General features: G+C 42.1%; 15 protein-coding genes. 5 read left to right on the plus strand and 10 right to left on the minus strand.

The window, feature by feature from the left end:
* Positions 1-180: 180 nt before the first annotated feature.
* Positions 181-4227 (minus strand): hypothetical protein, encoded by a 4047-nt coding sequence (locus MD588_RS19335; protein WP_265699288.1) that lies wholly within the window; start codon positions 4225-4227, stop codon positions 181-183.
* Between the two features lie 328 nt (positions 4228-4555).
* Between MD588_RS19335 and MD588_RS19340 the strand changes: the two genes are divergently transcribed.
* On the plus strand, positions 4556-5113 hold the full coding sequence (locus MD588_RS19340) for an NnrU family protein (RefSeq protein WP_265699289.1): 558 nt from the start codon (positions 4556-4558) through the stop codon (positions 5111-5113).
* Positions 5114-5411: 298 nt separating this feature from the next.
* On the opposite strand, the gene MD588_RS19345 is transcribed toward MD588_RS19340, so the two are convergent.
* The 9 genes from MD588_RS19345 to MD588_RS19385 all read right to left on the minus strand — a co-directional run bounded on the left by MD588_RS19345 (position 5412) and on the right by MD588_RS19385 (position 12011).
* Positions 5412-6212: a metallophosphoesterase family protein gene (locus MD588_RS19345; protein WP_265699290.1), complete on the minus strand. Its 801-nt coding sequence runs from the start codon at positions 6210-6212 to the stop codon at positions 5412-5414.
* A 481-nt stretch (positions 6213-6693) separates the two neighbouring features.
* Positions 6694-7215: a DUF4823 domain-containing protein gene (locus MD588_RS19350; protein WP_265699291.1), complete on the minus strand. Its 522-nt coding sequence runs from the start codon at positions 7213-7215 to the stop codon at positions 6694-6696.
* Positions 7216-7261: 46 nt separating this feature from the next.
* Positions 7262-7594, minus strand: a complete 333-nt coding sequence (locus tag MD588_RS19355) for a hypothetical protein (RefSeq protein ID WP_265699293.1) — start codon at positions 7592-7594, stop codon at positions 7262-7264.
* A 42-nt stretch (positions 7595-7636) separates the two neighbouring features.
* Complete coding sequence (locus MD588_RS19360) at positions 7637-7879, minus strand: hypothetical protein (RefSeq protein WP_265699295.1); 243 nt, start codon at positions 7877-7879, stop codon at positions 7637-7639.
* A gap of 198 nt (positions 7880-8077) precedes the next feature.
* Positions 8078-8569, minus strand: coding sequence for an RDD family protein (locus MD588_RS19365; RefSeq protein ID WP_265699296.1), 492 nt, complete (start codon positions 8567-8569; stop codon positions 8078-8080).
* Between the two features lie 421 nt (positions 8570-8990).
* A complete protein-coding gene (locus tag MD588_RS19370; protein ID WP_265699297.1) occupies positions 8991-9752 on the minus strand; it encodes a hypothetical protein in 762 nt (253 codons plus the stop codon).
* A 36-nt stretch (positions 9753-9788) separates the two neighbouring features.
* Positions 9789-10331, minus strand: a complete 543-nt coding sequence (locus MD588_RS19375; protein WP_265699298.1) for a M15 family metallopeptidase — start codon at positions 10329-10331, stop codon at positions 9789-9791.
* A gap of 70 nt (positions 10332-10401) precedes the next feature.
* The gene (locus MD588_RS19380) at positions 10402-10800 is read right to left on the minus strand and encodes a hypothetical protein (RefSeq protein WP_265699299.1); all 399 of its coding nucleotides are present in this window, start codon (positions 10798-10800) and stop codon (positions 10402-10404) included.
* 587 nt (positions 10801-11387) lie between these two features.
* Positions 11388-12011 (minus strand): hypothetical protein, encoded by a 624-nt coding sequence (locus tag MD588_RS19385; RefSeq protein WP_265699300.1) that lies wholly within the window; start codon positions 12009-12011, stop codon positions 11388-11390.
* Positions 12012-12729: 718 nt separating this feature from the next.
* On the opposite strand from MD588_RS19385, the gene MD588_RS19390 reads away from it, so the two are divergent.
* The 4 genes from MD588_RS19390 to MD588_RS19405 all read left to right on the plus strand — a co-directional run bounded on the left by MD588_RS19390 (position 12730) and on the right by MD588_RS19405 (position 14829).
* Positions 12730-13170: a TM2 domain-containing protein gene (locus MD588_RS19390; protein WP_265699301.1), complete on the plus strand. Its 441-nt coding sequence runs from the start codon at positions 12730-12732 to the stop codon at positions 13168-13170.
* Between the two features lie 524 nt (positions 13171-13694).
* Positions 13695-13991, plus strand: coding sequence for a Dabb family protein (locus tag MD588_RS19395; protein ID WP_265699302.1), 297 nt, complete (start codon positions 13695-13697; stop codon positions 13989-13991).
* A 309-nt stretch (positions 13992-14300) separates the two neighbouring features.
* Positions 14301-14525, plus strand: a complete 225-nt coding sequence (locus MD588_RS19400; RefSeq protein ID WP_265699303.1) for a hypothetical protein — start codon at positions 14301-14303, stop codon at positions 14523-14525.
* On the plus strand, positions 14509-14829 hold the full coding sequence (locus MD588_RS19405; RefSeq protein ID WP_265699304.1) for a helix-turn-helix transcriptional regulator: 321 nt from the start codon (positions 14509-14511) through the stop codon (positions 14827-14829). Before MD588_RS19400 ends, MD588_RS19405 begins: the two co-directional genes overlap by 17 nt.
* Positions 14830-14838 lie beyond the last annotated feature (9 nt).

The raw sequence follows: 14838 nt of genomic DNA on the forward strand, positions 1-14838 counted from the left end.
AAGAGATATACTCAATATAACTCTTTAATCTATAGTAAATAATTTCCCTAGGTGCGTATGGAACAGCTGATGGTTCAGCGTGAAATAACGATTTTATGATTTAGAACAACCAAAGTGGCTAAAATAATACGAAAGCAGAACACTAAGAAACGGCTAAATGTATTCTAACTGATGCAGAACTCACTTACCTTCACTTGGCTTATCAGGCAATGCCTTTGGCACAGCCTTCTTATCTGGAACATCCACCTTTTCTTTCTTCGGCAATCGTTTCCAAGCACCTCCAGCCGTAAAACTCTCCCACGACCACTTCGCCCAACGCAGAACAGAGTTTGCCAGCCATAATGCCCAGAGCAACATAACCGCCCGGTACACCCAGATTGGGAGGGAGAAGACAGAAGCCACAGGGAGGATTCCCTCCGTACGGTCTTCGTACCACTGGAGACCCCAGCGACTACTACCATTGCCCTCCACCATCATATCCGGATAGCCCAGAAGACCTGTTTGTACCGCAGTAAAAAGGACACTCGTCGCCGCCAGTGTGGCTAAAACCAAGGCGATTTGCCCCGTATTAAAATACAGCGGACGGACCTTATCAAACTCGACTCTCTCTCGCAGGGCAAGCAGAAAGAACCAGGTCGCCACTACGGCAAGTCCCACAATGGACACAGGCGCTAACCCAATAACCAGCATTGCCCATTGCCATGTTTTAAGCGGACGAATCTTAAGCCATCCAAGGGCTGCACTAAATATCAGCAAAAGCAGAAATACACCCCAGAACAATATCACCGGACCAAGACGCGGTCCCATGAGATATAGCACCCACCGATCATTGGGTACGGTGGCACTAACATTGATATTTGCCACTGGCATGCCGATATCGATTGCCGGGGTACTCAGCCAAGTCCCGTCCTCTTTAGCCTGACGCCATTCCAAAATAATCTCCTGCTCCCCCGGTGTAAGCGGGAACGCCATATTAGATATTGATTCATCCAATGGGATCGCCCGACCATCAACCAGAACCTTCAAGGGAGCACTGTTCTCTGGCAGGGCTATCATATGGCGCGCCCCCTGGGAGCTAGTTATGGAGAGAGTCAGCGTATGCGTTTGCTGCTTGTTCCCTGCCTTCACACGATAGTTGACCTGACGCGCTGTATGCGTCGCCCCGGATACCCCTTCCGGCCGCTTGATATCCAGCGCAACACTTTCGCCAGCCCAGGGACGCCAAGTCGGCCCCCAGGTGCGATTTTCGACCAGTATAGGAGCAATACCGTTCATCTGTTCCATGTGCCAAATTGGCCCCGGGAAAACACTCCAGGACTCAGCGTAATCGCCGACACTGGCCTTGAGCACTAAGACTGGATTTATCGCCACGCGAGATGCAAAGTGAACAGAGGTAATACCGGCGGGGAATCTTATCCACGCGATGCCATCCTTTACCTGCACATTTTGCGATAGCACCTCCTCCCCTGGTAATAGCGGATATTCGATCAACATGGACTCTTGATTGTGCGAGTAACGCACCACTGATGTTTGCATGTCCCAGGTAAGGCCAAGGGAGAGACGACGATTAACAATCGCAAAAGCCGGAATTTCTGTCGGGTCCAGCTCCTGCTTGGTTGTAAGCTGCTGACGCGCAAACTGTAAATTACCTCCCAGCACTTGGCCATTCTCATAGCCGCTTACTTGCCAGCCTTTGGCTTCTACAGAGATGTTGTGAACATAGCTTGAAAGGGGGAGCGTGATGCTCTTCTGCGTACTGACATCGGCTATTACCTGAACATGTGTCTCCCCTTTTTTGATCGGCAGCCAGAGCAGATCTGACTGTTGCCGCCACAGCTGTTTCGCCGGTAGTCCATTAACAATAACGGCAGTCGGTTGCCATTCGGTAAAAGTGATCGGTATCGGAACCGCTACCGGATCTTCGGCATGATAAACAAGATCCAGGCGAAGCTGATGCTCGGTTAACCTTACCGCTACCCGGTTAATCGCTGCGCATTGCGGTGAACAGGCCGCTGGTTTTTCTAAATATTTTTGGTACTCCCCGAGCAAATCATTGGAAGGAAAAGGAGCGGCCTCAACAGAAGGCGTGACGCCAGCATTCAAAAGAACACCTACAACCATCACAGTCACAGTTGTCTTCCAGCCCCCAAAACGAGACTTCAAACCGTATGTGCCCAGTAACCTTACAAACAGCAGAGAAACTAAGATAACGTTGGCGATCGCCCAGAACAAATTGACAATCGGACCAGCCACAATAAGTGAGAAGGTTTCATCCTGACGAACCGGCCCACTCCATTTCAGTTGAACATATTGGCCGGCCCAAGTAGGCAAGCCAGCTCCTGTTTGGATCTTGGCATCTGGATCGTACTGAAGTCGTTGCTTGCGCGGCTCATCGCTGGAGGAGTCATAAAACTCTTGATTGAACATCTTGCTTTGTTCTAATTCGGCACGCCTGCCTTCCTTATCCTTGCGCCGTTCATCTACTGCATGCTCGCTGATAACCTTAGGTGCCTTTGTCAGAGAGGCATACGGTTTTACGCTAGCCGTTTCCCTGAGCTGCGGGTAAAGCCCCGCACGAACCTGATCCACAGCAAAAAATATGACCATCAGGCCCAGCCCCATCAGGCTGATGCGCTGAAAAAATTCAAGGATTCGTTTTGCCCGACCTTCCTTAAAGTACCGAAGAAGTCCGATTGCCAGTAACGGCAACACCCACGCCCACACCGGCGCCAGAGGCGCATGAAAGGTTGCCAGTAATGTGACCACAGCCACTCCTCCCCACAACCAGCCAAAGATACGTCCAAAAGCGAGCGCTATCAGACCTGCAAGAAAAACATTGAGGAGGTTCCACTTCGAGAACCAAGTCGCCGACACAAAATCTGGGCCACTGATGTGGATGGCTCGCCAGCCAGGTGGCAAATACAGCTGCGCGGACACACTCTCAAAATCGGTATCCCATCCCGACACAGGCAGCTTTCCTTCGCCCGTAGGAATACGGCTTTCACCAATAAAGTTAAGCGATGACTGACGCACCTCGACACCACGCGTACCATTGGCAAGACGGGTGATAAATTGCGGCTCATCGGCGATCAGAGCCCGCCCAAGCTCAAACGGACTTGCCAATGAGAGCCGCCAGTCTCGGCGCATTTCACCTTCAATGGTATCTTTAACTGAGTATCCTCCATTTTCAAAGTCGCGCCATAGTACGCGACTGAGGCTTAGTCGGTTGCTCACTGGAGTGGGGTCGCCACGCTGTAGCTCCTTGATCGTTAACGTCTGACCCACTTTGGCCACAAATGCAGGAAATTTCCGCCATGCTTCAGGAAGCTCGGTCTGTTGTGGATCAATCTGAGGGAGACCTGACCACTCAATCTTTCTTAAATCAGAATGCTGCTCGATGACCCAAAGCTCCTCTAGCGGCATTTTGTTACCAGCCTTCAAAGTCAGCTCGTTTACAGGTTTCAAAGCCCGGGTACGAATATTGACCGCCCACGCTCCACGCGCAACCTGCAGTCGCAGTGTGCCATCGGGTTCTAACCGTGCCGGTCGATTGGAATTTAGAAATAGCGGATGATGATCTTGAAAAACAATAGGGCCAAGCACCACCTCCCTTGCATCGCCACCGACATGGAGTTTAATCCGTGTCTCGACTTCAAAAGGAATGCTATCGCTTAGTTTTCTAAACACTGTGGCTGTAATCGTATCAGCTTCGCTCGTCTCTCTTTGAGCCAATTGACGAAAGCGGAGCCGCCCCTGGCGGTCGATCTCTATCCGATCTATCTTTCGGCCATCAACAGTGACCCGAAGCAGTCCATAAAGCTCAGGCAACTGAAGATCACTTGATGCCGACGGTAGCTCTAATGTCCCTCGCAGAACATAACTGCCTGGTTCTAAATAAACCACAGGTTTATTGCGTACCTGTATCACAGGCACAAGCTTCCCGCCGGCAGTGACATCTGAAGGCCAGGCTCGACCGCCAGGAAGTGAGACCGCCACTTCCTTATAGACGGTGACAGGGAGCTCAAATGTCCCCCGCAGCCCCTTAATCGTAATAGCTAAATCACCGGTAAAATAACACTCGCGCCTGCCTTCCTGAGCCACTGGCGCTACACAATCAACGCTGGAGTCGCGAAGCACCCAATCACGCCACTCTTTAAGTTGCTGAGGTGCAGGGTCGGCTTGTGCATAGGCAGACAGCGTAATAAAAGCCAACAATACTGTGGTCATGAATCTACTGATGTTTATCATTATTTTTCATACCCGATTATTAGTATTTTTCGGCAATGCAGGGGTCATGATTATTTGTCATTTCCAAGCTGATCTTTAAATCAACCCTTCGATATAAGCTTGGATTTTTAGGGTTTATCAAGTTCCTTTTGCCTGCTAAAAGCATAGTAAAAACAGTGGCTTTTACTATTTTAATTTATCCTTTTCACAGTGTTTACAACCCATTTATAGTTACCAATCACCATCAATCAATGTCATTAATGTAAACTATGGTCTACCAATAAATAGCAGTGCGAATAAGTGGCAAATTAATTATAAGGAAATAATAATGGAATATTTATTACCGGGAATGATCCTATTTATCGCCATCCATCTATTGCCCACTAAGACAGAACTCAGACAGCAACTGATTGACAAACTAGGTCGAATCCCCTACCTGGCGTTATTTTCTGCGATCTCGTTATTCGCCTTTTTGTTGATCATCTACGGTTTCGGTCAGGCCCCCAAAGAACAACTGTGGGTACCGCTAGGCTTTTCACGTCCCCTTGCCCACGCCTTAATGCCAGTCGTTTTTATCTTACTAAGCGCGGCCTATTTAGACACCCATATCCGTACCAAGCTAAAGCACCCTATGCTAATAGCCACTTGCCTCTGGGCCATTGTCCATCTATTGGCAAATGGTGATTTAGCCTCGACCCTGCTCTTTGGCGGTTTCTTGGTTTATGCCCTGATCGATATGTTTCTGGCTAAGCCCAGAAACAGCATGGTGCCAAAAGGGGAACCGAAGCTACTGTTTGATATCGTCGCCGTGGTGATCGGATTAATCCTCTTTGGCCTGGTACTACGTGGTCATCAGACACTGTTCGGTGTTGCTATTATTGGCTAAGCACAAAGCCCGTTAGCTACGAGCCATTACTAGTCTTCAGGCCAAAAACTTACATCGTTAAGCGTTTACTCTTGTCAAGTTCCAACGCAAAAACCGAAAGATTATTAAGCTGGGATACATAAATATATTGTGAGGGGGAATAAATTAGATAAGCATGTTTAAGAGGATCTGGCTTATGTTCTTTTTTAGTCATACTTCAAACTATGCTTTTTCTGGTTGTCGTGTTGATTAAGTTCAGGGGCAGGCATGGAGCCTGCCCTTATTCTGCAATGCCAAAGTTCTGCAAGTCTTCTGGTTGTCACGAGAAAGAAATCATCGAAACTTCATGACTATCGCTATTCACAATAATTTCACGATATTGGAATTTATTTCGATTATTAGCTTTTGTCGATTTTCCTGAAGCTAACATCCAGTCAATATTATGACGATCATTATAGACTTCTGATTCATGAGCGTGCCCAAAACAAAGAAAATTAATTTTATCAGCCAATAGACGCATAACTTTTTTTGCATCATCCATTTCCATGACCATTCGGCGATCAAATGGATGATGATGAAAATACACAACTACATTTTTACCTTTATTTCGATACTCATGTAAAATATCTTTCAATCTTTTTCTCTGAGAAGAACCAACTTCACCACTAGCAAAATGCAAAAATTCATCTTCAGCACCGACAACTGAATCAACCCCAATAAAAACCGTATCATCTATTAAAGTAGTCATTGGAAACATATCTTCCATAGACACACCGCTTTGAATCGCTTGAGTATTATTAATCAAATTGCCTAAGATATATTGTTGAAACAACATTTGTGACTTTTCTGTATAAAAATTTCCTACAGGTCCATAATCATGATTGCCCGGTACTGGTAACACAATAAATCCACTATCAACAAGTGGCTTTAAAATACTAACAGCATTTTTATACTGCTTTTCACAGCCATCATCGACTATATCTCCAGTAATCAATACTACTGGCTTTTCTCTCGTATACCTCTTAAGTACATAATTAACAAGAACATTACAATTTTTATTGTCCTCATGGTTATTGTCGCTATGGATGTGAAGGTCACTTATATGAATAAATTTAGTCATTACCCATTTCTCCTTTAAACTCACTACCAAAACAATTACGACAACTCTTCTATTAAGCGATTAACACATTGCTCGAAAATGCGCCCCAAATAGCTATTTTAACCGCGCAAGAAAGAGTATCTTAGTCACGTCTCTTATGTCATAGCACAAGTGCAACCACATGCACTAAATCATTCTGGCTAAACCCTTATAATCTGAAATATAATGACTTAGAACAAAAAACATACTCATTTAGTTACACCATAGTCGCCATACAGACGCAGTTCTTGCAATGCTTACTCTCCAGTAAAATGGTCACGCACCTCGCCGGCAAATGGGACATGAATGATGTTTGTTTTGGGCGTTAAAAAAAGAAAAGCGGTCATGCTGTGACCGCTTTTAGTAACTCTGGAATCAGACCAACCAAATTCTACACGATACTTCACTGAGAAACGTATCACCTTTATTGCTTTATATGCATTGTCCTTTCAAATTCATGCGATTAGTCGAATAATTGCGTGGTAAATTTCTCAACTGGATTCGGAAGAAGATCCTGAGGGTGATCACCACCAAACGTTGCTAACCCACTCTTACCCTCAACAACAGCTGATGTGATTTCAGTTTGAGAATCGACATCTATAACAGCAATTTTAACCGTAACCTTATCAGGTTTAGCCGACCACTCTGTTGCTCGGTCTTCCCAATGCATTATTGTTGGGTAAAACAAATAATCATATCCACTTTGTTTTGCTGAATTTAAAGCTTCAACAAATAACTCTGGCTTCCCTGCAACTTCAACATTATGTAACCGTTTTATCAAACTGCCTTGAATAGTTTGACTCAACATCCTTCCAGAACCAGCATAGTAATGCTCACCATAAGAGCCATCCTTTGATAACGCAATATATGCTGATTGGGTTGCGTTTATTTTGGTTGTTACGTTTAATTCAGTAACATTCAAACTATGTGAATCCGCACACCCCCAAAGAGATGCCAAACATAAAGCTATGATTATTCTTTTCATATTTCCTCATTATTATCGAATTAATGGGTCACCCACGCAGCAAGAATTATGCTGATGCAAAATCATCCTGCATTCTCAGCCAAAAGGTTTCTTGGCAGGTATTATGAAATGTTTTTCGACGTGGCTTGATATCCTGTTGAGCAGAATCCACCACCTCATAACTTATCCAACACTCTTCGCATAAGAGCTCGGAAGGCGCATTATCACGCTCAATCTTGTACCGAATCACAACCCCATTTTCATAGTAATAGGTTGTTTCCTTTTCGCTTACTTCAATATCACCATCAGGGTAACGGTTTGTTTTAGTCTGCTGTTCGATAATCGGAACATCAGTTTCTTGTTTGTGGATTGCTTTAATGTAAGTAAATAGTGTATTCATGATTTTCTTAAAGGATTAAGGAACGGAACAATAACCAATGCCTTAAAAGGGAGAATTATCCTCGTAGCCTCCAAATTCATTGCCACACTTTGAACACTTGTAATCACTACCAGGCGCTGAACTACCTAACATTTCCGTAAAAAGGCCGATCACCTTGTTCATTGCTTTTAGATAGATATTCGATGAGCCAAAGTCGTTGGGATCAAAACGCTCTGATTCGATTTCATCATGTGGAGTAACCTTTTCACATTCTGAGCAATACAAGCGATATTGGTACTTCTGCATTATGATTTCCTTTTTGACTCGAGATAGTTAGACCAAGAAATGACGAAAATTGAAAAGGATTGCTACTACCTTCGATGAAAATGTAGGCTCATTAAAACTATAAACAACATACTGGATTGGTAGCGACAAGTACCAACAAAAAGGTGTGCCCCAATGAAGTACACCTTATTGCCAGCCAAAACAGCTGGTTGCAACTAGTTAAGCTTTTACAACTTTAGTTCCTGCGAGCCTGTCATGCAGACAGCGACGTTGCTTACCAAAGATAAAAAGCACATTGAACAAGCTAACGAGTGCACCAACGAACGGAATATATGCTGAGAACACATAAGGACAATACCGCTTAAGTAATATATCCTTTCTACTTGCCTGCGCTCCATCAAGATAAACCACTCGTATCTTCAAAAGCTTTTTACCGATGGATTGACCTTTTGTTTCAAGTAATTTCCAATTGATCGCAGCATAAAGTAAAACACCGATAAAAGCACCAAAGAGCAGCATTGATAAGGGTGCTTGCACAGTTGGATTTTGATGCACCCCATCAAATCCGCCCATAAAATAAATCAGAGGCATTGTAAAAACCGAGATAATGAACCCATCTATCAAGGAAGCACCCAGTCTTGACCATTTAGTCGCTAATTCTAACGCCTCTAGATTATTTTCGTGTTGTGTTTCCGCTTGTTGATTTTCCATTTTTACTCCATAGAGGCTAACATTTGTCCATGAACTCAAATCGCTAGTCTTGCTCATACTAGCAAAGACATGAATAAGATTAACGAATCAAACTTGCTTACCTTGATGCATTAGCCTTTTGTCATACATATCCTTGACGAATAGTTACATATGAAAGCATGTAAAATACTGACTGTAAACAAGTTATCCGTCATTAATGTCTAGAAAAATCGAGGGCTCAGTAATATTCTGACAAATATCGCGGATTTTATTGATATAGCGGCCAGCCGCTATAATGGTGACTTGGTTAAAGTATCGCGTCCCCTGTTTCGCCGCAATGACTTGCAACGAAACAGGCATTAGCAATGGCAGTGTAAGCTCGGGGCTCTATCATTATCAATATGTGTTAAACACACTTAGACCCGAGCTATTACTGCTAATTTTATTTAAACCAGTTTCTAATCTTCTCTACTAATGAAATACCATTTGTAAGACTTTTACTCACAACAGAGATTGGGGATACAGGCCCTGCTAAAGGAGCTTCTGCATCTTTATGCGCCCTGGCCTTTCCGACTTCTCTAAGGCCCATGTAACCAATGATAATTGAAACAACCCAGGGGATTGATTCCATATATAACTGTCCGGCAAATGTTGCAGGGACAGCCCCGTTTTGAGAAAACAACTCAGCAAGCTTTTCTATTACAGAGTCATCTAATTTTTCAGGAAACCTCATCACCCCGAATACATATTCAAATGAATTAAATGGCTTAATGCTTAAGAAAGGCAACCAAGTTACCAAGATGTTTTGAATTAGATCGATGATTACAAGGTAAAATGGGAAAAGTACATAATGCACCATTAGCCGAACAGTCCATGGCCGTGTAGTCATACGCAACACTGCTATTTCATTTGCGGCATCAGTAGTAAGTTTTCCAGTGATATTGGCATCAACTAGACCAATTTCGACCGCCAACCTCTCATTTTGCTTAGCGTACATATCAACCTGCTTAGCCATAACCTCTGCCCAACGGTTTTGCTGATCCGTTGTAAGGCTTTCTACCTCAGTACGCAGTTCATCTGGCGTAGAAGCCTGAGAAACATTCCCTGTGATGTTCTCGACTGTTTCCTTTCCTTGATCAAATAGCTCACTGACCTTACTAATAGCAGTTATTATGGTGGGTATTGCAGCTATCAACTGTAACATTGTTTTATCTCCAATCCTTGGGGTTTACAACGTACCCTATCTTGATAACAAACCGTTCTCTTGCAAAGCGGTGTAAACCTCATCTGCATTCATTGATTTCAGTGGATTCCCGCCAGGATTAAGTTGAGCGTGAGGATACTCTCTAAATCTCTGCCAGTCCCCCGCCCAATAGAGTCCAGTTTGTCGAACCGCTTCGCCGTATGCATCCCAATAACTTCTGGCTTTCATATAGTTCCAAGCTGGCTTACCACCAATGAGTGGAACAGCATCAAATGCTTGTCCATAGTTATGCCAAGATTCACCAGGGGCAGCATTGGTTACATGATCGCCATAACAAGGGCCAACGCTTTCAAGTATGTCAGCGAGAAATACCAATCCTCTGCTTCGAAATTTCTGGCTCTTAAGATCGATCTGTTGACGTGATCGAGACTGTCTAAATAAACGGGCCTGTTCTTCAAGTGGGCGGAGTGTGCAGTAAATTAAGAGCTCAAACTCTCCAGCTTCTTTACATGCTCTTTGGACCGTTTCCGCTTTATCTCTCATCGCTTCCGTTAAATCACCTAATTTTCTTGATGCCATAATCAATGCTCCATGCGTATTATTAGGTTATGAGCCTTTTATCTAAAAAGTCATCACTATAGATCTCCCTCTAGCTGCTATGCCCTATTGTTAATAAGGCAAATAACAGCACTAAATCTACAGCAAGGTGAAGCGCGATCGTTAATTGGACTCGAAATTTGATGTCGCTTTTCATTAGAACCGTCGTGAACGTTTCTGAGAGAAAGTTAGCATCACTCGCTTTAAGCGCGATCTCTTCTTTTACTGACATCGCTAACTCCGTAGCTGTTTTTAACACACTTAAATTAGCAGTGAAAAAGGCCATTAATCCAATAGCAATCAAAATAGAAGTGGGGCCATCTGGCTTTGCGGTTGCATCCGTAAACATCCATCCACAAACCGCAAAGATAGAAACTGACCAGTAAGTCCAGTATTGATTCACTCTACTTTCAATTTTTTCACGAAGATCGAATAGCTCAGATAAAGTCATTTGAAACTCCTTATATTGAAAATAGCGCGTATTAACTCATTCAACTAATACAGTCCACTCACCATTAATCTATCTATAGCAGTCAAAAACCATGCTGCACATAGACTAAAAATATACCAATCTCACCCTTGATTTAGATCAAGATGATATATTTACTATTTGGAAGAAGATCTCAGTTTCGATTATCTATATAGAAAGAGCACCACCGATAAAAAGCCGAAATCACATAACACATACACAGCCTGCTAACACTTATACCAATACGCGCTTTACACGCCGCCGTTCATACAAGGAAAGAAAGTGTCGTGAAATCCGGAGGATACCGGAGTGAGAAACCACGTAAGCCATTGATTATACATCAACAAAACACCACTTCGCATGATGATTTAATTATACTACTTAAAGTAACGTCCGCTTGATGAGAAAAATATGAAGAATATTGGTGATTAAAAATATAGAAAAAAGCGGCCTCTAGCTAGGCCGCTTCATGAGCATTTAGATGTTATTAGTATTTTGTTATAAACTAAAAATACTCCAAACAGTATTAGCATAACGAATGCATCTAACAAGCTGTAATAAAAATCAACTTATTGACTCAATGCATCTATAATTTCTGAATCAGTAAAAGTATTTTCAAAACGTTGCTTATAAATCATTTGCATTTCATTGGAAATAGCACCACCGTCAGGTATATCATTTTCACCTTTAAAGTTTTTCACTATCTTCTTGTTACCTAAGTCATCGATAATAATGACATCCATGTCATACCATGAATTATCGGAAAATGCGTGAAAATCATACTTCCACTCATTTAATACAATTAAAATGGATTTAAGGCCATCTTTTGACAGATCATCAACAACACTATTTACTGACATTTTTGGTTCAGTTTCGACAACGTTTAATTTAATACCATGGTTATCAAAACCAGCAGACAAACGGTTACTTAAATATACCGACATTGCTTCTTGAGTCGGTGTTGTATAAGTATAGGGAATCCCTAGGCTACTGCGAATAATCCCTTCAAATGCTGGTGTTTTATCGTCATTGACAACATACTCTCTTTTGTCCAACACCGCTAAAGACATTGCATTTTGATTTGAAACCATATTGATCTCTGGCGCAGTCTCTTCTGCTGTTAATATTTTCGCACACCCTGAAAGTAGTAACACAGAGATACCAACACTTATACAAATAATTCTTTTTAGCATATTACATTCCATCTTAATCACTTTTACATTTTATTTTCGATGTTTATAACATTTGATTCTGCTTAGCCAACCCAAATATTTTTCGACACTTAATAGACGAAAAATATAATCGAACCAAATTCAATTTCTTGCTATCCGCTTACCTTTCGCTTCCTATCTTCCTACACCAATGAAACAATACTCCACATATTACATATGCACACAATTGATTTAAGTGACAATAGTCAAACAATCACGTACAAACTGATACAAATCAGTACAAGCGACTAAAAAAGAAGCGCTCCTAGACAGTACGTAAAGCACTAAGACCCACCTGACAGGCTTGCGATATTAGCAAAAGCATGAGAATCGAATTTAAACCAGATAGTTAGGATAAAGAATTACAGTTCGCAATTACACTAACTCTTGCACTTGATGATCAAGCGCTTGATTTGTTCAATGTGGCGTACCTTATCCTAGACGTTGCATTTCAAGTAAACTTGGAGTTATTGAGAACAATACAGTCCAAAACATGATCGTTTACAGCCAATGCATCAGCACAAGATTACCAACTTTTAGAAAACTAATGCTGATATTTAAACAGCCACCTCGATTTCTTGTGCAATCATTGTCATATATCAAAGTATGCCCATCTCTTTCTAGACATCACAAATTCTTATGGTAAAAAGTTCTTTACTTATAAGAAGTTCCTTAACAAAGTTATAGATGGAGTTATTAGATGAAAGGCACTGTTCTCGAATTTGACGAATCAAATCGTACTGGAGTTATATCCGGTGATGATGGTAATAGATATGAATTAAACATGGCAGAATGGAAAGGCAGTGCTCTTCCTAAGTCTGGTGCTAAAGTTGATTTCTCTATCAATGACAACAAAGCGGAAGCTATTTACTCAGTCTCATCTGGTACGGGTAGTTCGAAAAAAATAGCTGCTGCGTTATTTGCATTTTTCCTTGGGGCATTTGGAGCACACAAGTTTTATCTTGGTTACACAAAACAAGGCTTTATTATGCTACTTGTTTTCTTATTTGGATTCATACTTCTGGGTTTCCCTTCGTTAATTATTGGTATCATTGCTTTTATTGAGTTTATTATATACTTGACCAAATCTGATGAAGAATTCGAACAAATCTATATCGCAGGTAAGAAAGCCTGGTTTTAGTATTAAATATCTAGATATTGTCGTAAACATTTAGCAAGCAGCTCAAGCTGATTCAAATCTCGTGTTAATCGTGATTTGAATCAGCTTTTATGTGTGCTTTAGTCATAATACTTAATATGGTAAATCACCGTCGTTTATAAATTTGCAGTAACCGAGGTATTCATAGTCAGAAGCATATTTATCAACTGGACTTTGCCTGATTTAAAATACTTATTGAGTGGCTCAAGCCATAAGGAACACTTTCCGGTCTCTTCCTTAAAAGCCTCAGCGGCTGGTTCTAGTGCCATTTATCAAGAATTGCAGATATGATGATTACTTTTGCATTCTAAGATCTTCTGTGAAGGTCTTACAATCTGAGTATCCTAACCAATTGTTTTTATTATATATGATAAAATATACTATCAATTTAGTTATACAAGGTAATCGAGGTGATGCTCATAACACGAGCACTTTTCAGTTTGCGTAACCCACACCTTAATGCGGAATTAACTGTCACATGTTTCTAAAGTTCGTAGGCAAAAAAAATGATCAGACACATCCTTTTAATTAAGTTCAAATCGACTGCGAATACAAACGACATCAATATGCTTAAAGCTAGTTTTGAGTCTATGCCCTCAAAAGTAAAAGGCGTGCATTCGGTTGAATGGGGAATGAATGATAGCCCAGAGGGAAAGAATAAAGGTTACACTCACGCCGTAGTGATGAACTTTATCGATGAAGCAGGCAGAGACAATTACTTACCACACCCTGAACATGATGAGTTAAAGAAACTGTTTAGACCGATACTTGAGGATCTAGTTGTATTTGATTATACGGTGTAAATTGATCGCTAAGCAGCAGCAAGGCATTCAATGTGATAATTTACACTCAGCAGTTTTGGTTTAAAGCCCGACGTTATATCTAAAAAGGTAACTCCCGTCGCCTTTCCCTAACTAAGCCACCTCTAGTGTCTTAACTTCCGCCCTCCCCCAAGTCACAAGTTGCGGAATACTAAAAATAGAAAATCCCGCCAAACCGAAACACGCTCATTTTGACGGCATCGATATTACTGCCGCACATTCAGCCGCAGTTACTCACCTTTCAGAGCAAGTAAATCATAAAGCCCAGGAACTCAAAGGAGTTGAGCAATTATGACTACCGATAAGAAAAAGGAGCAAAATCGCAGGCGACAACAACATCTACGTGATCGCAATAAGAAAATCGAAGTAAAAACAGAAAGCTCAGACGAAGTATGGCTTTATAACGGTGATCCGGCAAGATGTTTAGACTGCTGTACAGCCGGAACCATCGAAAAAGACGGCAATATTGCCTGGTTTGAAGTTGATGAGGAGCACAAAAATGTACGAATACACTAACTACCCTACTGTTGATGTCTCTTACAGCTGTAAATCAGACATTTACGTGACACCGTCACAGTTAAAAACTGAAGAAGAACCAACACAATCAGAGTCAACTGTATCAACCTTAGATGAACAGTCATCACCGCTATTGATCAGCCACCAAGAAGTATTGGAAATGTTCCAAGTTTCCAGCAAAGGCACCATCTACAAGTGGCGTAAGTCTCGTGGCTTTCCAGATCCAGTAACGATGATGCCGCTAAGGTGGTTACGCTCGGCGGTTGAAGAATGGAAAGTAAATGTTGGTGGTTGTGGGAGGTGAAGAATAAGC

Origin of the sequence: Photobacterium obscurum, from assembly GCF_026191635.1 — a bacterium.
Taxonomy (GTDB): Bacteria; Pseudomonadota; Gammaproteobacteria; order Enterobacterales; family Vibrionaceae; genus Photobacterium; species Photobacterium obscurum.